The sequence below is a fragment of the Enterobacter hormaechei ATCC 49162 genome (assembly GCF_001875655.1).
Lineage (GTDB): Bacteria > Pseudomonadota > Gammaproteobacteria > Enterobacterales > Enterobacteriaceae > Enterobacter > Enterobacter hormaechei.
On record NZ_MKEQ01000001.1, the window covers coordinates 1,987,039 to 2,007,670 of the forward strand.

At 53.5% G+C, this 20,632-nt stretch carries 18 protein-coding genes; 1 reads left to right on the forward strand and 17 read right to left on the reverse strand.

All coding sequences use genetic code 11. The features are described from left to right. Nucleotides 1–45 precede the first annotated feature (45 nt). The 17 genes from accA to rpsB all read right to left on the reverse strand — a co-directional run bounded on the left by accA (nucleotide 46) and on the right by rpsB (nucleotide 19,492). A complete protein-coding gene (accA, locus tag BH712_RS10105) occupies nucleotides 46–1,005 on the reverse strand; it encodes an acetyl-CoA carboxylase carboxyl transferase subunit alpha (protein ID WP_006810033.1) in 960 nt (319 codons plus the stop codon). Between the two features lie 12 nt (nucleotides 1,006–1,017). After that, nucleotides 1,018–4,500, reverse strand: a complete 3,483-nt coding sequence (gene dnaE / locus BH712_RS10110; RefSeq protein ID WP_006810034.1) for a DNA polymerase III subunit alpha — start codon at nucleotides 4,498–4,500, stop codon at nucleotides 1,018–1,020. A gap of 38 nt (nucleotides 4,501–4,538) precedes the next feature. Then, complete coding sequence (gene rnhB, locus BH712_RS10115) at nucleotides 4,539–5,135, reverse strand: ribonuclease HII (RefSeq protein WP_006810035.1); 597 nt, start codon at nucleotides 5,133–5,135, stop codon at nucleotides 4,539–4,541. Next, nucleotides 5,132–6,280: a lipid-A-disaccharide synthase gene (lpxB, locus tag BH712_RS10120; RefSeq protein WP_006810036.1), complete on the reverse strand. Its 1,149-nt coding sequence runs from the start codon at nucleotides 6,278–6,280 to the stop codon at nucleotides 5,132–5,134. The genes rnhB and lpxB overlap by 4 nt, the downstream gene beginning before the upstream one ends. Further along, the gene (gene lpxA, locus BH712_RS10125) at nucleotides 6,280–7,068 is read right to left on the reverse strand and encodes an acyl-ACP--UDP-N-acetylglucosamine O-acyltransferase (protein ID WP_003856164.1); all 789 of its coding nucleotides are present in this window, start codon (nucleotides 7,066–7,068) and stop codon (nucleotides 6,280–6,282) included. The genes lpxB and lpxA overlap by 1 nt, the downstream gene beginning before the upstream one ends. Nucleotides 7,069–7,071: 3 nt before the next feature. Further along, complete coding sequence (fabZ, locus tag BH712_RS10130; protein ID WP_003856165.1) at nucleotides 7,072–7,527, reverse strand: 3-hydroxyacyl-ACP dehydratase FabZ; 456 nt, start codon at nucleotides 7,525–7,527, stop codon at nucleotides 7,072–7,074. Between the two features lie 104 nt (nucleotides 7,528–7,631). Continuing rightward, nucleotides 7,632–8,657, reverse strand: a complete 1,026-nt coding sequence (gene lpxD / locus BH712_RS10135; protein WP_006810038.1) for a UDP-3-O-(3-hydroxymyristoyl)glucosamine N-acyltransferase — start codon at nucleotides 8,655–8,657, stop codon at nucleotides 7,632–7,634. Between the two features lie 3 nt (nucleotides 8,658–8,660). Next, nucleotides 8,661–9,155 (reverse strand): molecular chaperone Skp, encoded by a 495-nt coding sequence (gene skp / locus BH712_RS10140; RefSeq protein WP_006810039.1) that lies wholly within the window; start codon nucleotides 9,153–9,155, stop codon nucleotides 8,661–8,663. A 123-nt stretch (nucleotides 9,156–9,278) separates the two neighbouring features. After that, complete coding sequence (gene bamA, locus BH712_RS10145; RefSeq protein ID WP_006810040.1) at nucleotides 9,279–11,696, reverse strand: outer membrane protein assembly factor BamA; 2,418 nt, start codon at nucleotides 11,694–11,696, stop codon at nucleotides 9,279–9,281. 31 nt (nucleotides 11,697–11,727) lie between these two features. Beyond that, entirely contained in the window at nucleotides 11,728–13,080 is a 1,353-nt protein-coding gene (gene rseP, locus BH712_RS10150) for a sigma E protease regulator RseP (protein WP_006810041.1), read from the reverse strand. 11 nt (nucleotides 13,081–13,091) lie between these two features. Beyond that, nucleotides 13,092–13,949, reverse strand: a complete 858-nt coding sequence (gene cdsA, locus BH712_RS10155) for a phosphatidate cytidylyltransferase (RefSeq protein WP_003856175.1) — start codon at nucleotides 13,947–13,949, stop codon at nucleotides 13,092–13,094. A gap of 12 nt (nucleotides 13,950–13,961) precedes the next feature. Then, a complete protein-coding gene (gene ispU / locus BH712_RS10160) occupies nucleotides 13,962–14,720 on the reverse strand; it encodes a (2E,6E)-farnesyl-diphosphate-specific ditrans,polycis-undecaprenyl-diphosphate synthase (RefSeq protein ID WP_032673638.1) in 759 nt (252 codons plus the stop codon). Between the two features lie 185 nt (nucleotides 14,721–14,905). Then, on the reverse strand, nucleotides 14,906–16,105 hold the full coding sequence (ispC, locus tag BH712_RS10165; protein WP_006810043.1) for a 1-deoxy-D-xylulose-5-phosphate reductoisomerase: 1,200 nt from the start codon (nucleotides 16,103–16,105) through the stop codon (nucleotides 14,906–14,908). A 92-nt stretch (nucleotides 16,106–16,197) separates the two neighbouring features. Continuing rightward, nucleotides 16,198–16,755, reverse strand: a complete 558-nt coding sequence (gene frr, locus BH712_RS10170; protein WP_003856180.1) for a ribosome recycling factor — start codon at nucleotides 16,753–16,755, stop codon at nucleotides 16,198–16,200. Nucleotides 16,756–16,922: 167 nt separating this feature from the next. Then, complete coding sequence (gene pyrH / locus BH712_RS10175; protein WP_003856194.1) at nucleotides 16,923–17,648, reverse strand: UMP kinase; 726 nt, start codon at nucleotides 17,646–17,648, stop codon at nucleotides 16,923–16,925. Between the two features lie 149 nt (nucleotides 17,649–17,797). After that, nucleotides 17,798–18,649, reverse strand: coding sequence for a translation elongation factor Ts (tsf, locus tag BH712_RS10180; protein WP_006810044.1), 852 nt, complete (start codon nucleotides 18,647–18,649; stop codon nucleotides 17,798–17,800). 117 nt (nucleotides 18,650–18,766) lie between these two features. Continuing rightward, the gene (gene rpsB, locus BH712_RS10185) at nucleotides 18,767–19,492 is read right to left on the reverse strand and encodes a 30S ribosomal protein S2 (RefSeq protein WP_003856207.1); all 726 of its coding nucleotides are present in this window, start codon (nucleotides 19,490–19,492) and stop codon (nucleotides 18,767–18,769) included. 321 nt (nucleotides 19,493–19,813) lie between these two features. Between rpsB and map the strand changes: the two genes are divergently transcribed. Then, complete coding sequence (map, locus tag BH712_RS10190) at nucleotides 19,814–20,608, forward strand: type I methionyl aminopeptidase (protein ID WP_006810045.1); 795 nt, start codon at nucleotides 19,814–19,816, stop codon at nucleotides 20,606–20,608. Nucleotides 20,609–20,632 lie beyond the last annotated feature (24 nt).

The window sequence follows — 20,632 nt, forward strand, 5'->3', positions numbered from 1 at the left end:
AAAAAAAGCCGCAACAATGTGCGGCTTTTAGGATAATTGTGAGGCTTACGCGTAACCGTAGGTCATCAGACGCTGATAACGACGGTTGAGCAGATCTTCTTTGCTCAGCACGTCCAGGTCCGCCAGGTCTGCCAGCAGCTGTGCTTTCAGGGAAGCCGCCATCACTTCCGGCTTACGGTGTGCGCCACCCAGTGGTTCAGGGATAACGGTGTCGATCAGCTTCAGCTCTTTCAGACGCGGGGCAATGATGCCCATCGCTTCCGCAGCCAGTGGCGCTTTATCGGCGCTTTTCCACAGAATGGAGGCACAGCCTTCCGGAGAGATAACGGAATAGGTGCTGTACTGTAGCATATTCACTTTATCGCCCACGCCAATGGCCAGCGCACCGCCGGAACCACCTTCACCGATAACGGTACAGATGACCGGCACGCTCAGGCGAGACATCTCACGCAGGTTGCGTGCGATGGCTTCAGACTGACCGCGCTCTTCCGCGCCAACACCCGGGTAAGCACCCGGCGTGTCGATGAAAGTGATGATTGGCATATTGAAACGCTCAGCCATCTCCATCAGACGCAGGGCCTTACGGTAGCCTTCTGGTGCTGGCATACCGAAGTTACGACGGATTTTCTCTTTGGTTTCACGGCCTTTCTGGTGACCAATGATCATCACCGGACGTCCATCCAGACGCGCGATCCCACCGACGATAGCTTTATCGTCAGCGTATGCGCGGTCGCCTGCCAGTTCGTCAAATTCGTCAAACGCCAGGCGGACATAATCCAGGGTGTACGGACGCTGTGGATGACGCGCCAGCTGGGCGATCTGCCATGCGCCGAGATCGGCAAAGATTTTGCGCGTCAGTTCTACGCTTTTTTCGCGCAGACGATGCACTTCTTCGTCGATGTTAATATCCAGTTTTTCATCCTGACGGCTTACGGCTGTCAGAGAATCGATTTTCGCTTCCAGCTCTGCAATCGGCTGTTCGAAATCAAGGAAATTCAGACTCATAGTATTCCTGTATTAGTCAAACTCCAGTTCCACCTGCTCCGAACCAATGAGGCCACGGAGATCGTTCAGTAAACGATCGCTCGGAGAGACACGCCACGTTGCACCAAAGCGCAACCGCGCACGTGCATCCGCCCTCTGATAGTAGAGATGTACTGGAATGGTCCCCGAGCGGTGGGGTTCCAGAGACTGACGGAGTCGGTTTAAAAGCTGGTCATCAATTTGCCTGTCCGTCAGCGAGATAGCAAGCCCGCGAGCATATTTTTCCCGGGCTTCGTCAATGTCCATCACTTCGCGGGCGGTCATTTTAAGCCCCCCGCTGAAGTCATCAAAGCTGACCTGTCCGCTGACGATAAGTATGCGGTCTTTTTCCAGCAATTGCTGGTATTTATCCAGCGCGTCGGTGAACAACATCACCTCCAGACGCCCGGAACGGTCATCCAGGGTACAGATGCCGATACGATTGCCGCGCTTGGTGACCATTACCCTTGCAGCAATCACGAGCCCCGCAGCCGTGGTGATTTTACCACGTTCTGTCGGATGCATGTCTTTAAGCCTGTGGCCGCCGACATAGCGCTCAATTTCTTTGAGGTACTGGTTGATCGGGTGCCCCGTCAGGTACAGGCCTAACGTCTCACGCTCCCCATCCAGCACCACCTGTTCTGGCCAGGGCTGGCAGTTGGAATAAGACTGCTCAATCTGCTCTGGCTCTTCCGCCAGCACGCCGAACATATCCGCCTGGCCAATGGCTTCCGCTTTCGCGTGCTGATCCGCCGCTTTCAGCGCATCGCCAAGCGAGTTCATCAGCGCGGCGCGGTGTGGCCCCAGCCTGTCAAACGCGCCGGACATAATCAATTTTTCCAGCACGCGGCGGTTCAGTTTTTTGGTATCGGTGCGGGCGCACAGATCAAATAACTCGCGGAAATAGCCGCCGTTGTTACGCGCTTCGATGATCGCCTCGATCGGCCCCTCACCCACGCCCTTGATCGCGCCGATCCCATAGACGATTTCCCCGTCATCGTTAACGTGGAAATGATACAGGCCCGAGTTAATATCCGGCGGCAGGATCTTCAGGCCCATGCGCCAGCACTCGTCCACCAGGCCAACCACCTTCTCGGTGTTGTCCATATCGGCGGTCATTACCGCCGCCATAAACTCAGCGGGATAGTGAGCCTTCAGCCACAGCGTCTGATACGACACCAAAGCATAGGCGGCGGAGTGAGATTTGTTAAATCCGTACCCGGCGAATTTCTCCACCAGGTCGAAGATTTTCATCGCCAGTTCGCCATCGACGCCGTTTTTCTTCGCCCCATCCTCAAAGATGGAACGCTGCTTGGCCATCTCTTCCGGCTTTTTCTTACCCATCGCACGACGCAGCATGTCTGCGCCGCCAAGGGTATAACCAGAAAGCACCTGGGCGATCTGCATGACCTGTTCCTGATACAGGATGATGCCGTAGGTCGGCTCCAGTACCGGTTTCAGGCTTTCATGCTGCCACTGCACGTCCGGGTAGGAAATCTCTTCGCGCCCGTGTTTACGGTCGATAAAGTTATCCACCATCCCCGACTGCAACGGGCCCGGACGGAACAGGGCCACCAGCGCGATCATATCTTCGAAGCAGTCAGGTTGCAGACGCTTAATCAAATCTTTCATGCCACGGGATTCAAGCTGGAAGACGGCTGTCGTCTCCGAGCGTTGCAGCATGTCGAAACTTTTCTTGTCATCAAGCGGGATGGCCGCGATATCCAGCGGCGGTTCGCCGTTCTTCTCGCGACGGGCGTTGATCATCTCCAGCGCCCAGTTGATGATGGTTAGCGTACGCAGGCCGAGGAAGTCAAACTTCACCAGCCCGGCGTATTCTACGTCGTTCTTATCAAACTGGGTGACCGGGTGCTGGCCCGCTTCGTCGCAGTACAGCGGCGCGAAGTCGGTAATTTTGGTCGGGGCGATAACCACGCCCCCCGCATGCTTACCGGCATTTCGCGTGACGCCTTCCAGCTTGCGCGCCATGTCGATCAGCGCTTTCACCTCTTCGTCGGCTTCGTAGATTTCCGGCAGCTGAGGTTCGGCTTCAAAGGCTTTCGCCAGGGTCATGCCCGGATCGGGCGGCACCAGCTTAGAGATACGATCGACAAAACCGTACGGGTGGCCCAGGACGCGGCCCACGTCGCGGATAACCGCTTTCGCCGCCATCGTACCAAAGGTAATGATCTGCGAAACCGCATCACGACCGTACATATCAGCCACGTGCTCAATCACCTGGTCGCGTTTTTCCATGCAGAAGTCGACGTCGAAGTCGGGCATGGAGACACGTTCCGGGTTAAGGAAACGTTCGAACAGCAGGTCGAATTCCAGCGGATCGAGGTCGGTGATTTTCAGCGCGTACGCCACCAGCGAGCCAGCGCCGGAACCACGGCCCGGACCAACCGGTACGCCGTTATCCTTCGACCACTGGATAAACTCCATTACGATCAGGAAGTAGCCCGGGAACCCCATCTGGTTGATCACCTGGAGTTCAATATCCAGGCGCTCGTCGTATTCAGGGCGCTTCTCTTTACGAACCGCTTCATCCGGGAAGAGGAATTCCAGACGCTCTTCCAGACCTTCTTTCGATTTCATGACCAGGAAATCTTCCGTGGTCATGTCGCCCGTCGGGAACTGCGGCAGGAAGTATTCGCCGAGACGCACGGTAACGTTACAGCGCTTGGCAATCTCTACGCTGTTTTCCAGCGCTTCCGGGATGTCGGAGAATAGCTCGCACATCTCCTCTTCATTGCGCATGTACTGCTGCGAGGAGTAGTTGCGCGGGCGTTTTGGATCGTCGAGGGTGAAACCGTCGTGAATAGCGACGCGAATTTCGTGCGCGTCAAAATCGCCCGGCTCAAGGAAGCGCACATCGTTGGTGGCCACCACAGGCAGACCACGCTCTTCCGCGAGGGCGACTGCCGCATGCAAATAGCTCTCTTCGTCCGCACGTCCGGTACGGATCAGCTCCAGGTAATAGCGATCCGGGAAATACTCTTCGTAGAACGAGACGCACTGATCCACCAGCGCGTTGTTACCGCGCAGCAGACATTTGCCGACATCTCCCATACGGCCACCGGAGATCAGCAGCAAACCTTCGTTCAGCTCCGCCAGCCAGTCGCGGTCAATCCATGGACCCAGTGCGCCGTAGCCACGCTGGTAGGCCTTTGAGATCAGCAGAGTGAGGTTCTGATAACCCGTGTTATTCATGGCTAACACGGAGATTTGCGTCAGTTCATCGCCGATGAGATCGCTCTGCACGTGAAAATCCGCGCCGACGATAGGCTTTAATCCTGCGCCATGCGCCGTTCCGTAGAACTTCACCAGGCCACACAGGTTGGTAAAATCGGTGATCGCCAGCGCAGGCATGCCAAGCGAGGCCGCCTTTTTTACCAGCGGCCCGGTCTTAGCCAGCCCATCGATCATGGAGTAGTCGCTATGCACCCGCAGGTGTACGAAACGTGGTTCAGCCATCTTCAGATCCCGCGTTACTTAATTGCTTGCGTCTTGATTCAGGACACCAGTCCCAGCGCGCGTTTCACCGGGCCAAAGCTGCGCCGATGATGTTCAGTTGCGCCATGTTCAGCCAGCTTTTCCAGATGGAAAGCCGTTGGATATCCCTTGTGCTGGGCGAAACCATACGCGGGATAAGTGAGGTCCAGCGCGGCCATTTCGGCATCGCGCGTCACTTTGGCAATGATTGACGCCGCACTGATTTCTGCGACGCGGCTATCGCCTTTTACAACAGCCATTGAAGGCATCGGCAGCGCCGGGCAACGATTACCGTCGATCAGCACATATTCAGGCACAATCTTCAGACCAGCAACGGCACGCTGCATCGCCAGCATGGTGGCATGCAGAATATTCAGATCGTCGATCTCTTCCGGCTCTGCGCGCCCGAGACTCCAGGCCAGCGCCTTCTCTTTAATTTCATCGAACAGCGCCAGGCGACGCTTTTCGCTCAGTTTTTTCGAGTCGTTCAGGCCAACGATCGGGCGGGCTGGATCGAGGATCACCGCCGCGGTCACAACGGCACCGACTAACGGGCCACGACCGACTTCATCCACACCAGCAACGAGGTGGGTATGGGGATAAATAAATTCCATCATTGTGCTAACTCCAGCACCGCATCGGCCGCCTGCTCATCAGCATTACAGCGGATCAGTTGATGCAGTTCGCGGAAGGTATCGTGCATCTGGTGACTGGTTTTACCGTTGGCGAGCAGCGGCAGTAATGCCTCCGCCAGCGCCTGCGGCTGGCATTCATCTTGCAAAAGCTCTTTCACCAGCTCGCGACCCGCAAGCAGGTTTGGCAGGGATACGTAATCTGTTTTTACCAGACGCTTTGCCAGCCAGAAGGTAAAGGGCTTCATGCGATAGCCGACCACCATCGGGCATTTCGCCAGCATACACTCCAGCGCAGCCGTACCAGAGGCCAGCAGTGCGGCATCGCTCGCAAACATCGCTTCCCGCCCTTTCCCGTCCAGCAGGCGGACGTGAAGATCCGGGGCGACATCGGCCTTGATACGCTCAAACTGCTCGCGGCGTTTGGCATTCACCAGCGGCACGACCACTTCAAGATCGGGGTACGTCTTGCGAAGAATCTGCGCCGTTTTCAGGAAATCGGCACTGAGCATTTCAACTTCCGCACCCCGGCTTCCCGGCAGCAGCGCCAGACAGTGCACATCATGCGGAATGCCCAGTGCGTCACGCGCGGCGTTTTTATCCGGATCCAGCGGCATGGCATCCGCCATGGTATGACCGATAAAACGGCACGGAACATTAAATCTGTCGTAAAACGCTTTTTCGAAAGGCAGAAAAGCCAGCACCAGATTGGTGGACCGTCCGATTTTGAAAACGCGTTTCTGTCGCCACGCCCACACGGACGGACTGACGTAATGGATCGTTTTGATCCCCTGCTTTTTCAGGTTCCCTTCAAGGGTAATATTGAAATCAGGCGCATCAATGCCGACAAACACATCGGGCTTGAGGTCGGTAAAACGGCGGGTAAGGTCGGCGCGGATATGCAGCAGGCGGCGCAGGCGGCCCAGCACCTCGACGATGCCCATCACGGCCAGCTCTTCCATTTCGTACCAGGCTTCACAGCCTTCGGCCTGCATCAGCGGCCCAGCCACGCCCACAAAGCGGGCATTGGGTACACGGGCTTTAAGCGCGCGGATAAGACCTGCACCAAGAATATCGCCGGAGGTTTCTCCGGCGACCAGGGCGATGGTAAGCGGACGACTGTCGACCATTAACGAATCAGACCACGGGTTGAACGTTCAAAGAATTCCATGAACGTTTTCACTTCAGGGTGCTTATTCGCCAGCTCGGCAATTTCCGGCTTAGCCTCTTCCAGCGTTTTACCGCTACGGTACAGCAATTTGTACGCGTTGCGGATCGCGGTAATTGCTTCGCGGCTGAAGCCACGACGCTTGAGGCCTTCAATGTTCACGCCAAACGGCGTGGCATGGTTGCCCTGCGCAATCACAAACGGTGGGACGTCCTGCGCCACACCGGAGCATCCGCCGACCATCACGTGTGCACCAATGATGCAGAACTGATGGACTGCGGTCATGCCGCCAATAATCGCGAAATCATCGACCGATACGTGTCCCGCCAGCGTTGCGTTGTTGGCGAGAATACAGCGGCTACCCACGGTACAGTCATGCGCAATATGCGCATTAACCATAAACAGGTTGTCGCTGCCCACCTTCGTCAATCCACCGCCTTGCGTTGTACCACGATGAATGGTGACGCTTTCGCGAATGCGGTTACGATCGCCGATTTCCACGCGGGTCGGTTCGCCAGCATACTTAAGATCCTGGTTAACTTCGCCGATGGAGGCGAACTGATAGATCTCATTGTTGCAGCCAATGGTGGTATGACCATTCACGACAACGTGAGATTTCAGTACTGTACCCTCACCAATTTCGACATGGGGTCCAACAATACAAAACGGGCCAATGTGGACGTTAGCGCCAATGATGGCACCCGTTTCCACAATGGCGGTAGGATGAATAAAGGCGGATTTATCAATCACGTATCAGGCCTCCCGGCTACGCGCACACATCATTGTCGCTTCGCAAACAACTTTGCCGTCAACCATAGCTACGCCTTTGAAGCGAGTCAGGCCGCGACGCGTTTTTTCAAAAGTGACTTCCATGATCATTTGATCACCAGGCACGACCGGACGCTTGAAGCGCGCTTCATCGATACCCGCGAAGTAATAGAGTTCACCCGGCTCCAGTTTACCTACGCTTTTAAACGCCAGAATACCGGTTGCCTGTGCCATCGCTTCCAGGATCAACACACCCGGGAAGATAGGCTTACCAGGGAAGTGCCCCTGGAAGAACGGCTCGTTAACGGAGACATTTTTCACTGCGCGCAGAAAACGACCTTCTTCAAAATCCAGCACACGGTCTACCAGTAAAAACGGATAGCGGTGCGGCAGAAGTTCTAAAATCTCTTCAATATGCAGAGTATGAGTGTCAGTAGTCAAAATACTCTTCCTGTCAAATGTACTAAGTAGCAATAATAACACGGCCTGCCGGTTTATAAACAAAGCCGACAGGCCGGGAAATTTAGCGTTAAACGGATGAACGCTTAGTCTTGTTGATCGATTTTGCGCTCAATCGCTTTGAGTCGCTTGCTCATATCATCAATATTCATCACCAGTGCAGCTGTTTTACGCCATACCTTGTTCGGTTGCAGCGGAATACCTGAGGAATAAACGCCAGGCTCAGTGATTGGACGCATCACCATGCCCATCCCCGTCACCGTGACTTTGTCGCATATTTCCATATGGCCATTGATCACGCTGGCACCGCCAATCATGCAGTAACGGCCAATTTTCAGGCTGCCTGCCATGATAACACCACCCGCAACTGCGGTATTGTCGCCAATCACAACGTTATGTGCAATCTGGCACTGATTATCTATGATAACACCGTTACCAATAATGGTGTCGTCAAGCGCACCACGGTCGATGGTTGTGCAAGCGCCGATCTCAACACGATCGCCAATAATCACGCGACCCAATTGAGGGATCTTAACCCAGTTACCCCGATCGTTGGCGTAACCGAATCCGTCAGAACCAATCACCGTGCTGGACTGTACGAGGCAATTCTCGCCAATCTCAACCTCATGGTAGACAGAAACATTGGCCCACAGACGAGTCCCTGCGCCAATTTTCGTATTTTTTCCAACAAAGCAGCCAGGACCAATCACCACGTTATCACCCAGCACTACGCCGGACTCGATAACGGCGTTTGCGCCGATTGCTACGTTGTTACCCAGCTGAGCCGTCGGATCAATCGCAGCACTGGCTGCAATGTTCTGTGCCGGCTGCGGCGTGGTATCAAGAATTTGAGCCATGCGCGCATAGGTCAGGTAGGGATTTTTCACTACCAGTGCAGCGCCAGAGGCAAACGGAAGATCGTCCTGCGTCAGAACAACGGCAGACGCCTGGCACTGGGCCAGGTGTTCACGGTACTTAGGGCTTACCATGAAGGTAATAGTGCCTGCTTTAGCAGATTGCATGGACGCAACAGCGGTGATGACGATATCGCCATCACCGTGTAATTCTGCATCCAACTGCTGAGCTAAATCAGCCAGTCGAATTGAAGGCATTACTTATTTAACCTGTTTCAGAACATCAGCGGTGATGTCTTTAACATCGCTGCTGTTGAATGCAACGGCGTTCGCATCAACAACCAGATCGATGCTCTGATCGGCTGCTACTGCTTTAACGGCAGACTGAATACGCGTCACCAGTTTGCCACGCTCTTCGTTAGAACGACGCTGACGATCCTGCTCGAAAGCCTGCGCTTTCTGAGAGAAGGTCTGGCGCTGAGACATGACATCTTTTTCCAGTTTGCTGCGCTCGCTCGCTTTCATGGTAGAACCATCACGCTGAAGACGCTGCATCTTGGACTGAAGATCACCTTCCATACGTTGCAGTTCGCTCGCACGGCCTTTGAATTCGTTTTCCAGCGTTGCAGAAACACCGGTTTTCTGTGCAACTTGCTGGAACAAATTACCCATGTTGACGATTGCAATTTTGTCCGCTGCCTGAGCAGAAGTTGCCATCGCTAAACCGAGACCTGCAGCTAATAACCACTTTTTCACAATTAACTCCTTACCATCCCATTGGCACCCGAGGGGTGCCGTTCTTTGCGTGGCAAGGCGACCGTTTTACCGATCGCCGGTTGTCAGCGCTACACTGCCAACGCATTCCATTGCAGCGGATTATTACCAGGTTTTACCAATGTTAAACTGGAACTGCTCCGCTTTGTCTCCATCGTATTTCTTAAACGGCTGGGCGTAAGAGAAGACCAACGGCCCCAGCGGTGACATCCATTGTAATGCGATACCTGCGGACATGCGAATGTTGCCCGGATCGCTGTAGTCTGGCACACCAGCTGCACGCATCTGGGCGGTGTTCTCCCAGTTGGTGTCCCACACCGTACCTGCGTCCATAAAGAAGGAGGTACGCACAGAGTTCGCATACTTGTCGCTGATAAACGGCGTCGGCGTGATGAACTCGAGGCTCGCCACGGCCATAGCGTTACCGCCTACCGCATCATCAGAGCTACATACTTGCTTAGGATCACGGCTTGCGCAGTTATCTTCGTCATTACCGCCGTAATAAACCGCTTTCGGACCAATGTTATTGGACTGGAAGCCACGCACGGTGCTTGAACCACCGGCGTAGAAGTTCTCATAGAACGGCAGCTCTTTGCTTCCGATACCGTCACCATAACCCCAACGGGTACGACCCAGAACGACCCACTTGTGATCTTCATCAATTGGGAAGTAGGACGCCGTATCCAGCGTGACCTTGTAGAACTCGTTATCCGAGCCAGGGATAGTCACTTTACCGTTCAGGTTGACGCGTGAACCTTCCGTCGGGAAGTAACCACGGTCAAGACGGTTGTAGGTCCAACCGTAGTTGAAGGTGAAGTCATCCGCGGCGAAACCGTTGTCATCGCTGGAGGTACTCGCCGACTGACCGATGGAGTCCAGATAACGCCACATCGCCACCTGCGGTTGCATGTTGGACAGGTCGTTGTGCACGTACCCTAAACCTGCACGCAGGGTGTTGTATTCGTTAACCGGGAAGCCGAGCGTACCATCCAGACCGTAACTCTTGTTGGTATACGAGGAGAGGTCCGCGTCGTCCGCTTTAAAGTCGTTATAGAAGATACGACCGCCCAGGCTTACACCGTCTACGGTGAAGTATGGGTTGGTAACGGAGAACTCAGAGTAGGTCTGGTAGTCGTTTTTCGTCCCGTTGATACCGACAGAGTAGCCTGTACCCAGCCAGTTATCCTGCTGAACACCGACCTGGAAGCTCACGCCACTTTCAGTACCGTAACCAATACCGAAGTTGAAGCTACCGGTATTACGTTCTTTAACTTTATAGACGACATCAACCTGATCCGGACGACCCGGTACACGCTGAGTATCGGTATCGACCGTTTCGAAGTAGCCCAGACGGTTCAGACGCTCTTTACCCTGGTCTACCAGATCGCTTCCCAGCCATGCCCCTTCCATCTGGCGCATTTCACGGCGCAGAACAGAATCTTTAGAGGTGTCGTTACCTTCGAAGCGGATCTTACGCACGTAGAAACGGTTGCCCGCATCAACGTTAATGTGAAGCTTAACGGTTTTATCCGTGTCGTTAATTTCCGGCTGCGTTTGCACACGCGGATACGCATAACCATAACGGCCGAGCAGCTTCTTAATGCTGTCTTCCATTTTGGTGACTTTAGATCCGCTATACAGATCGCCCGGCTGAATTTTGGTCAGCGATTCAATTTCAGCTGAATGCCCTGCCAGGTTGCCGCTGACTTCAACACCCGAAAGCGTGTACTTATCGCCTTCTGTGATGTTAACGGTAATGTAGATACCTTTCTTGTCCGGAGTCAGACTCACCTGAGTTGAATCGATGTTGAAACGGGCGTAACCGCGATCCAGATAGTAGCTGCGCAGGGTTTCAAGGTCACCCGCCAGTTTCTGTTTCTGGTATTTACGATCGCCCACCACGTTCCACCACGGCACTTCGTCACGCAGCTGGAAGTTGGAGATCAGTTCGTCGGTGCTGAACGCGTGGTTACCCACGATGTTGATTTGCTGGATCTTCGCAGAAACACCTTCCTGGAAGACCAGTTTCAGATCAACACGGTTACGTGGCAGCGGTGTAACAACCGCTTTAACGCTCGCGCTGTATTTACCGACGCTGTAGTAGAAGTCTTCCAGACCTTTTTCAATGTCTGCAAGGGTTGTGCGGTCCAGAGATTCCCCCACACGAACACCCGATGCCTCAAGGTTCTGCTTGAGCATGTCATCTTTCACCGATTTGTTACCGGAGAAAGTGATGCTGGCAATCGTTGGACGTTCTTTTACCTGAACCACCAGCGTATCACCATCGCGCAGGACGCGGACGTCCTCAAAGTTGCCAGTGGCAAACAGAGCACGGATGGTGTTACTGATATCTTCATCATTAACCGTATCGCCGGGGCGCACAGGCATACTGAGGAGGGCCGCACCAACGGCGACACGCTGAAGGCCTTCGAAATGAATATCTTTCACTACGAACCCGTCAGCACCGTATACGGTCGCGCTGCTAAACAGCAGCGACGCTATGAGCAACTTTTTCATCGCCATCGTTATTATGCGTTCTTCCTAACTAACTCTCTTACAACCGAGAGAAATCATTGAAAAGTGCAAGCCCCATTAACAGCACCAGCAAAATCGAGCCAATGCGATAACTAAAGTCTTGAACTCGCTCGGATACCGGTCCGCCTTTTAGCTTTTCAATCGCTAAAAACAGCAGATGGCCCCCATCTAATACGGGAAGCGGGAACAGGTTGATTATCCCCAGGTTCACGCTAATCAGCGCAAGGAACATGAGATAGTAAATCACCCCGAACTCCGCTGACATCCCAGCCCCCTGAGCAATCGAAATTGGCCCACTGAGGTTGTTCAGTTTCACATCACCGGTTATCAATTTCCCCAACATGTTGACCGTTAGCTTCATCAGCTGCCATGTTTTATCCGTGGCCTCAACGATGGCGCTAAACGGCCCATACTGGCGTATTGTTTTGTACTCGTCTGGCAGTGGGATCACTTTCGGCACAACGCCTGCAAACCCTTCCGCCTTACCGCCGCCCGATTTGGTATCCGGGGTGAGGGTCAGTGAGAGCGCACTCCCCTGCCTTTCCACCTCCAGCGCAAGCGGCGTGCCTGGATTATCGCGCACCAGAGTAACAAAGGTCATCCATTGTGTTAATGGCTGACCATCGACTTTAACGATCCTGTCACCCGCTTGTAAACCTGCTTTACTTGCCGCCGACTTGGCCTGTACTTCGGCTAATACCGGCTCGATCTGCGCGCCGCGCGGTCGAATCCCCAATGCGGCGACAGGATCTTCTTTGTCTGGCTCAAAGCGCCAGTGGCGTAAATCCAGCACTTTTTCCTGCCGCTGGTCGGAACCAAAAGGAGATACGCTGACGGTTGTCTGCTCATCACCGATTTTGGCAACCAGTTGTAACCTTACGGCATCCCAATCAGGGGTTTCGATACCATCAATCGCTTTAAGTTCCATTCCCGGTGTAATTTGCGCCGTTGCCGCAACAGAACCCGTGGTGATTTCGCCCACAACCGGGCGTACGCCAGGCACGCCGATGATGAACACCAGCCAGTAGGCGAAGATAGCGAAGATGAAATTGGCTACCGGACCGGCAGCAATGATGGCAGCACGTTGTCCAACGGTTTTGTTGTTAAACGCGCGATGTCGAAGTTCAGGGGCGACAGGCTCAACGCGTTCGTCGAGCATTTTGACGTAGCCGCCCAGGGGAATCAGAGCAATGACAAACTCGGTGCCATGCTTGTCGGTGCGCTTCCAGAGCGATTTACCAAAGCCAATCGAGAATCGCTCTACCCGCACACCACAGCGCCGGGCAACCCAGAAATGGCCAAATTCATGCACGGTAATCAGTACACCCAGTGCAACAATGAACGCCGCCAGATTCCAGAGAATGCTCAGCATAAAACCTTCCGTTATATCGTCCCAAACACCAGTAAAAGCAGGCAAGCAAACACTGGAACAGCCGCAGTAAGGCTGTCAATGCGATCCAGTATTCCGCCATGTCCTGGAATCAGGTGACCACTGTCCTTAATCCCTGCTTCACGCTTAAACATACTCTCGGTTAAATCACCCAGTACCGATGCCAGCGCCGCGAAAATCGAACATACCAGCAGCGTAGAGGGGGCAACCTCAAGATTCGCCCAGACGCCGTAGCCCCAGGAGATGATCGCTGCCGTAAACAGGCCGCCGATGAAACCTTGCCAGGTTTTGCCCGGAGACACCTTTGGCGCCAGTTTATGTTTGCCGAACAGTTTACCAAACATATAGGCCCCGGAGTCAGCCCCCCAGACGAGAATCATCACATAAAGCAGCCATATCGCACCGCTATAGTGGTTTTCATCATAGTGCCAGGCGCGCAGCGCAACCATACCCCAGAAAAACGGCACAATGGTGAGCAGGCCAAAAATAAGGCGCAACACTTTAGAGTTACGCCAGATTGCCGCAGAGCCCGGATAGAAAAGCACTAAAACAAGCGCAGCAATCCACCAGGCCAGCGATATCCATAAGGATCCGGCAACCAGCGGCTGGTGAACATCGTGATGATATTCAGGCAAGGTATACAGCATCAGGGCCAGTAAAAAACCACAGAGTACCGCCAGCCATACCCGCTGAGTGCGCGAGGTAAAGCCGCTAAGCTGCCCCCATTCCCACGCGGCGAGCATACACACCACCAGCGTAACAATGGCGAATCCCACCGGAGGCAGTAAAAACAGCGCTGCGATGACGACGGGTATTAATACAAAAGCGGAAATCAGGCGATACTTCAGCAAAAGCTACCCCCATCAGGCGTTATCGCCACCAGGCTCGGTGCCGCCGAAACGACGCTCTCGATTGGCAAAGGCATGCAGCGCACCTTCAAAGTCTTGTTCATCAAAATCTGGCCAAAGAACATCCGTAAAGTAAAGTTCGGCGTAGGCGATTTGCCACAGCAAAAAGTTACTTATGCGATGTTCCCCCCCTGTCCTTATAACCAAATCCACGGGTGCCAGTTCATTCATGCAGATTTGCTGACTCAGCGCCTCTTCATCAATCTGGTCGGGACTTAACAGCCCTTCCTGAACCTGCTCAGCCAAATGCCGAACCCCCTGGATAATATCCCAGCGTCCGCCGTAATTCGCCGCGATATTGAGCGTCAGGCCGGTATTATTTTCCGTCAGCGCTTCTGCTTTGCGAATCCGTTCCTGTAGACGTGAGTTAAAACGACTGGTATCGCCAATAATACGCAAGCGGACGTTGTGGCGGTGCAGGCTTTTTACTTCACTATCGAGCGCCCACACAAACAGTTCCATCAACGCAGTCACTTCCTGCGCAGGTCGATTCCAGTTTTCACTGCTAAAAGCATAGAGCGTTAACGCATCAATGCCGTTATTGGCGGCAAAAGAAACGGCGCGGCGAACAGATTTCGCCCCAGCTTTATGCCCAAAGGCTCGTATCTTCCCTTGTCTTTTCGCCCAGCGGCCATTGCCATCCATGATGATTGCAACATGGCGACAGCCATGTGCTGGCAAGTTTTCGCTTATTGGTTGATTCGCAGACAACATAACGCGTTTTTAGTCCCTGAAAGGATTTAACGGTACACAGGAATACTGAAGCCTATACATAAAAAAGCCGTGTCAAACCACGGCTTACCTGACCACTTAAAGCCAAATACCTGCGATCAGGTGGCGCAGACTATATCACTGAAGCCCAACGCTAACAAATAGCACGACGACTAGTGCTTGCTTTATCACCAGCTTGCGAGACGTGTCACCTGTTTACGCGCAACAATACGTGCCTGTTCATCCACGGCCAGCACCTCTTCCACGCTCTGCGGCTCACGCAAATCCATCATCTCCAGCACGGATAAATTCAACGCAGCGATGTCGGTAAAGCGGATCTGCTGATTCAGGAATGCGTCAACGGTCACTTCATTGGCTGCATTAAGCGCGGTTGTTGCCGCCTGCCCCTGATCGAAGGCCGTCATCGCCAGTTTCAGGCACGGATAACGGTCGTAATCAGGCTCGCTAAACGTCAGTGAACTCAGCTTGCAAAAATCGAGTGGCTTAACGCCTGATTTTACGCGGTTTGGCCACGCCATCGTATGAGCGATAGGCGTGCGCATATCCGGTTCGCCCAACTGTGCCAGCACGCTGCCGTCCTGATAGCGCACCATCGAGTGAATCACCGATTGCGGGTGGATCAGCACTTCCATCTGTTTCGCCGACGCATTGAACAGCCAGCGAGCTTCAATGTATTCCAGACCTTTGTTCATCATGGTGGCCGAATCGACGGAGATCTTACGCCCCATTGACCAGTTCGGATGGCGACACGCCTGATCCGGCGTCATTGCGCTCAATTCAGACAGTGGCGTTTCACGGAACGGGCCACCAGACCCGGTAAGCAGAATCGACACAACGCCATTCTGCTCCAGGTCAGCGTACCCCAGGTTTTGTTGAAAAGGTTGAGGCAAACTCTGAAAAATCGCGTTGTGCTCGCTATCGACCGGCAAAAGTCGCGCCCCACGCTTTTTAACCGCCTCCATAAAGAGGCGTCCGCAGGTGACCAACGACTCTTTGTTCGCAAGCAGGACATCTTTTCCCGCATCAATAGCGGCAAGCGTCGGCAGAAGACCCGCCGCCCCGACGATTGCCGCCATGACCTGATCAACTTCATCAAGCGCGGCCATATCGCACGCCGCCTGTTGCCCGCTGAGCACCTCGGTACGGCAGCCCTTCTCCTGCAACAGCGCTTTCACCTGCCGGGCGCTCTCTTCATCATCCATCACCGCAAAACGGGGGGTAAACTCCAGGCACTGTTCGACCATTCGCTGCACGTTTTTTCCGGCCACAAGCGCGGCCACGGTGTAACGGTCAGGATTATGACGTACAACGTCGAGAGTGCTGCAACCGATAGAGCCGGTCGAGCCGAGGAGAGTGAGATGCTTCATGAGATGCCCAAAAGTTAGACCAGATAAAAGCAAAACGCCGCCAGCAAGACTCAACGTCCTTCTGAACGGCGTTTATCAGTGTACAGCGAAAATCAGAACTGCATCAGTTCCGCTTCTTTTTCTGCTAGCGCCGCATCAATTTTCTTGATGGCAGCGTCAGTCATTTTCTGAATGTCGTCCTGAGAACGACGATCGTCATCTTCGCTGATCTCTTTTTCTTTCAGCAGTGCTTTCACTTTATCGTTCGCGTCGCGACGTACGTTACGTACGGAAACACGACCCTGCTCAGCTTCACCGCGAACCACTTTGATCAGGTCTTTACGGCGTTCTTCCGTCAGCGGAGGCAGTGGAACGCGGATGTCAGCACCCGCAGAGCTTGGGTTCAGACCCAGGTCAGATGCCATGATCGCTTTTTCAACGGCCGGGCTCATTGAGCGGTCGAACACGTTGATTTTCAGGGTACGGGTATCTTCTACCGTCACGCTCGCCAGCTGACGCAGAGGCGTTGGCGTACCGTAATATTCTACGATGATGCCATCCAGCAGGCTTGGGGAAGCACGGCCAGTACGGATTTTGCTGATTTGGTTTTTGAACGCTTCTACGCATTTGTCCATGCGTACTTCAGCATCTTTTCTGATGTCGTTAATCACGTTACGAATCCTTGAAAACTTGTCTCAGGCAGACTATCCGCCAGCACAGCGCTACAGGTGTGCTAAGTATAGTCGCGTTTAATTCATGACAACGCCAAAGGCGCGCCCGGGTAAGATACCACTTCGAAATAAAGCGGAATCTTACCTGTATTTATCGCCGACGGAAATTATTCCGTGATCAAAGTGCCTTCTTTTTCGCCCATAACAACGCGACGCAGCGCGCCAGGCTTGTTCATGTTGAAGACACGGATCGGCAGTTTGTGGTCACGAGCCAGCGTAAAGGCGGCAAGATCCATCACTTTCAGCTCTTTTTCCAGCACTTCGCTGTAGCTCAGCTGATCGTACATGGTCGCAGACGGATCTTTTGCCGGATCGGCAGTAAACACGCCATCCACTTTGGTCGCTTTCAGCACCACATCGGCTTCGATTTCGATACCGCGCAGGCAGGCTGCGGAATCGGTGGTAAAGAACGGGTTACCCGTACCGGCGGAGAGGATCACCACGCGGTTGTTGCGCAGCAGGCTGATGGCCTCTGCCCAGCTGTAGTTATCGCATACGCCATTCAAAGGAATAGCGGACATCAGGCGAGCGTTCACATAGGCGCGATGAAGCGCATCACGCATCGCCAGGCCATTCATCACGGTTGCCAGCATACCCATGTGGTCGCCCACTACGCGGTTCATCCCCGCTTTCGCCAGACCAGCACCACGGAAAAGGTTGCCACCGCCAATGACCACGCCAACCTGAATACCCAGTTCGACCAGTTCTTTGATTTCCTGTGCCATGCGATCAAGGATGCTTGCGTCAATACCGAAGCCTTCCGATCCTTGCAGCGCTTCGCCACTCAGCTTAAGCAGAATGCGTTTGTACACGGGTTTTGCATTGGTAGCCATGTTTCTTTCCTGAGACTGTCAACGATTAAGATGGGGTTAATTCTGGCGACATGATATGTCGCAAATCAGCACAGCGATACTGGAGCCTGTCTGATTTCGTGAGACGGGTGACAAAAAGAAGCCGCCCTCAGGCGGCTCCTTTTCAATCATTAAGACTGCTTGGACATTGCAGCAACTTCTGCTGCGAAGTCAGTCTCAACTTTCTCGATGCCTTCGCCCACTTCGAAGCGGATGAAGCCAGTTACATCAGCGTTGTGCTCTTTCAGCAGCTGAGCAACAGACTTGCTTGGATCCATTACGAAAGGCTGGCCAGTCAGAGAAACTTCGCCGGTGAATTTCTTCATGCGGCCTTCAACCATTTTCTCTGCGATTTCTTTTGGCTTACCAGACTGCATCGCGATGTCCAGCTGAACCTGGTACTCTTTCTCTACCACTTCAGCAGACACGTCTTCTGGCTTAACGAATTCTGGTTTGCTTGCAGCGATGTGCATTGCCAGCTGTTTAACCAGCTCTTCGTCAGCGCCTTTAGCCGCAACCAGAACACCGATACGCGCGCCGTGCTGGTAAGAGCCCAGAACGTCACCTTCCAGAGAAGCAACGCGACGGATGTTGATGTTCTCACCGATTTTAGCAACCAGCGCAACACGCTCTTCTTCGAACTGTGCTTTCAGAACTTCAACGTCAGTGATTTTGCCTGCAACCGCGGCGTCCAGAACTTTGTTAGCAAATGCCTGGAAACCAGCATCTTTAGCAACGAAGTCAGTCTGGCAGTTAACTTCCAGAATGATGCCGTAGGTGCCGTCGATTTTGGTGATGATCACGCCGTCAGCAGCAACGTTGCCTGCTTTCTTAGCTGCTTTGATCGCACCGGATTTACGCATGTTTTCGATTGCCAGCTCGATATCGCCGTTCGCTTCGGTCAGCGCTTTTTTGCAATCCATCATGCCTGCGCCAGTACGCTCACGCAGCTCTTTTACCAGGGATGCGGTAATTTCAGCCATTCTTAAATCCTCGGGAGATGTGAACTGCCCGGCCGGGAGCCAAACAGTATAAATTGAAAAAAGGGGCCGATAATGGGCCCCTATTCATACACGGTACTAATAAGGGGTAAAACCTTATTATTCAGCTTCTACGAAGCTTTCTTCCGCCTGAGAAGCCAGATCCTGGGAACGGCCTTCACGAACGGTAGCAGCTACAGCGCTCAGGTACAGGCTAACAGCACGGATTGCGTCGTCGTTACCCGGGATAACGAAGTCAACACCGTCCGGATCGGAGTTGGTATCAACGATAGCGAATACCGGGATACCCAGGTTGTTAGCTTCTTTGATTGCGATGTGCTCGTGGTCTGCATCGATTACGAACAGCGCGTCTGGCAGGCCGCCCATATCTTTGATACCGCCCAGGCTGTTTTCCAGCTTGTCCAGTTCACGAGTGCGCATCAGCGCTTCTTTCTTAGTCAGCTTATCGAAAGTACCGTCCTGAGACTGGGTTTCCAGATCTTTCAGGCGCTTGATGGACTGACGAACAGTTTTCCAGTTGGTCAGCATGCCGCCCAACCAGCGATGGTTCACGAAGAACTGGTCGCAGCTGTTAGCAGCATCTTTCACAGCTTCGCTTGCAGCGCGCTTAGTACCAACGAACAGAATCTTACCTTTACGGGAAGAGATCTTGTTCAGCTCAGCCAGGGCTTCGTTGAACATTGGTACAGTCTTCTCAAGGTTGATGATGTGAACTTTGTTACGTGCGCCGAAGATGAAAGGCTTCATTTTCGGGTTCCAGTAACGGGTCTGGTGACCGAAGTGAACACCAGCCTTGAGCATGTCGCGCATGGAAACAGTTGCCATGTTTAAAACCTCTATATTGAAAGTTGGGGTTATGCCTCCACGTATCCCATATTACCGACCCCGAAGGGCACCCCGGAATATGTGCCGATACGTGTGTGTTGTTACACAAAGTGAGATTTGTCGCTCCCGTCCAGCCTGTGTATCTGAGATGGATCGGAAGTCCGGCGCGCTTTATACCACAAAACACGGTCAGAAACCAATAATTGTTGGCGGAGTGTGCTGTTAATGATTCTCAATTTGGCACGGGGTGCGCCTGACTGATACCATTGACAACACTTACACTAGTATTGTCGAAAAAATCGACACCGATGGACAGATTACATGGCTATCTCTATTAAGACACCTGAAGAAATTGAAAAGATGCGCGTCGCCGGTCGTCTGGCCGCGGATGTGCTGGAAATGATCGAACCGTTTGTGAAACCGGGCGTCAGCACTGGCGAACTGGATCGCATCTGTAACGACTATATCGTCAACGAGCAGCACGCGGTTTCCGCCTGCCTCGGCTATCACGGCTTCCCGAAATCCGTCTGCATCTCTATTAATGAAGTGGTGTGCCACGGCATTCCGGATGACGAGAAGCTGCTGAAAGATGGCGACATCGTCAACATCGACGTGACCGTCATTAAAGACGACTACCACGGTGATACCTCTAAGATGTTCATCGTTGGCAAGCCCACCATCCTTGGCGAGCGCCTGTGTAAAGTCACCCAGGAGAGCCTGTACCTGGCACTGAAGATGGTTAAGCCGGGTATCCGCCTGCGTACCCTCGGTGCGGCTATTCAGAAATTTGTGGAAGCGGAAGGTTTCTCCGTGGTGCGCGAATACTGCGGTCACGGCATTGGTCGTGTGTTCCATGAAGAACCGCAGGTTCTGCACTACGATGCAGACGACGGCGGCGTGGTACTGCAAAAGGGCATGACCTTCACTATCGAACCGATGGTCAACGCGGGTGATTACCGCATCCGTACCATGAAAGATGGCTGGACGGTAAAAACCAAAGACAGAAGCTTGTCTGCCCAGTACGAGCATACTATTGTGGTAACAGACAACGGCTGCGAAATTATGACGTTGCGCAAGGATGACACCATCCCGGCGATACTGACGAACATTGAGTAATAAGAAGCCGGCGAATGCCGGCTT

Coding starts and splice junctions, on each gene's coding strand:
- accA (WP_006810033.1), bottom strand. CDS start 1,005: ATGAGTCTGAATTTCCTTGATTTCGAACAGCCGATTGCAGAGCTGGAA.
- dnaE (WP_006810034.1), bottom strand. CDS start 4,500: ATGGCTGAACCACGTTTCGTACACCTGCGGGTGCATAGCGACTACTCC.
- rnhB (WP_006810035.1), bottom strand. CDS start 5,135: ATGATGGAATTTATTTATCCCCATACCCACCTCGTTGCTGGTGTGGAT.
- lpxB (WP_006810036.1), bottom strand. CDS start 6,280: ATGGTCGACAGTCGTCCGCTTACCATCGCCCTGGTCGCCGGAGAAACC.
- lpxD (WP_006810038.1), bottom strand. CDS start 8,657: ATGCCTTCAATTCGACTGGCTGATTTAGCTCAGCAGTTGGATGCAGAA.
- bamA (WP_006810040.1), bottom strand. CDS start 11,696: ATGGCGATGAAAAAGTTGCTCATAGCGTCGCTGCTGTTTAGCAGCGCG.
- rseP (WP_006810041.1), bottom strand. CDS start 13,080: ATGCTGAGCATTCTCTGGAATCTGGCGGCGTTCATTGTTGCACTGGGT.
- ispU (WP_032673638.1), bottom strand. CDS start 14,720: ATGTTGTCTGCGAATCAACCAATAAGCGAAAACTTGCCAGCACATGGC.
- ispC (WP_006810043.1), bottom strand. CDS start 16,105: ATGAAGCATCTCACTCTCCTCGGCTCGACCGGCTCTATCGGTTGCAGC.
- pyrH (WP_003856194.1), bottom strand. CDS start 17,648: ATGGCTACCAATGCAAAACCCGTGTACAAACGCATTCTGCTTAAGCTG.
- tsf (WP_006810044.1), bottom strand. CDS start 18,649: ATGGCTGAAATTACCGCATCCCTGGTAAAAGAGCTGCGTGAGCGTACT.
- rpsB (WP_003856207.1), bottom strand. CDS start 19,492: ATGGCAACTGTTTCCATGCGCGACATGCTCAAGGCTGGTGTTCACTTC.
- map (WP_006810045.1), top strand. CDS start 19,814: ATGGCTATCTCTATTAAGACACCTGAAGAAATTGAAAAGATGCGCGTC.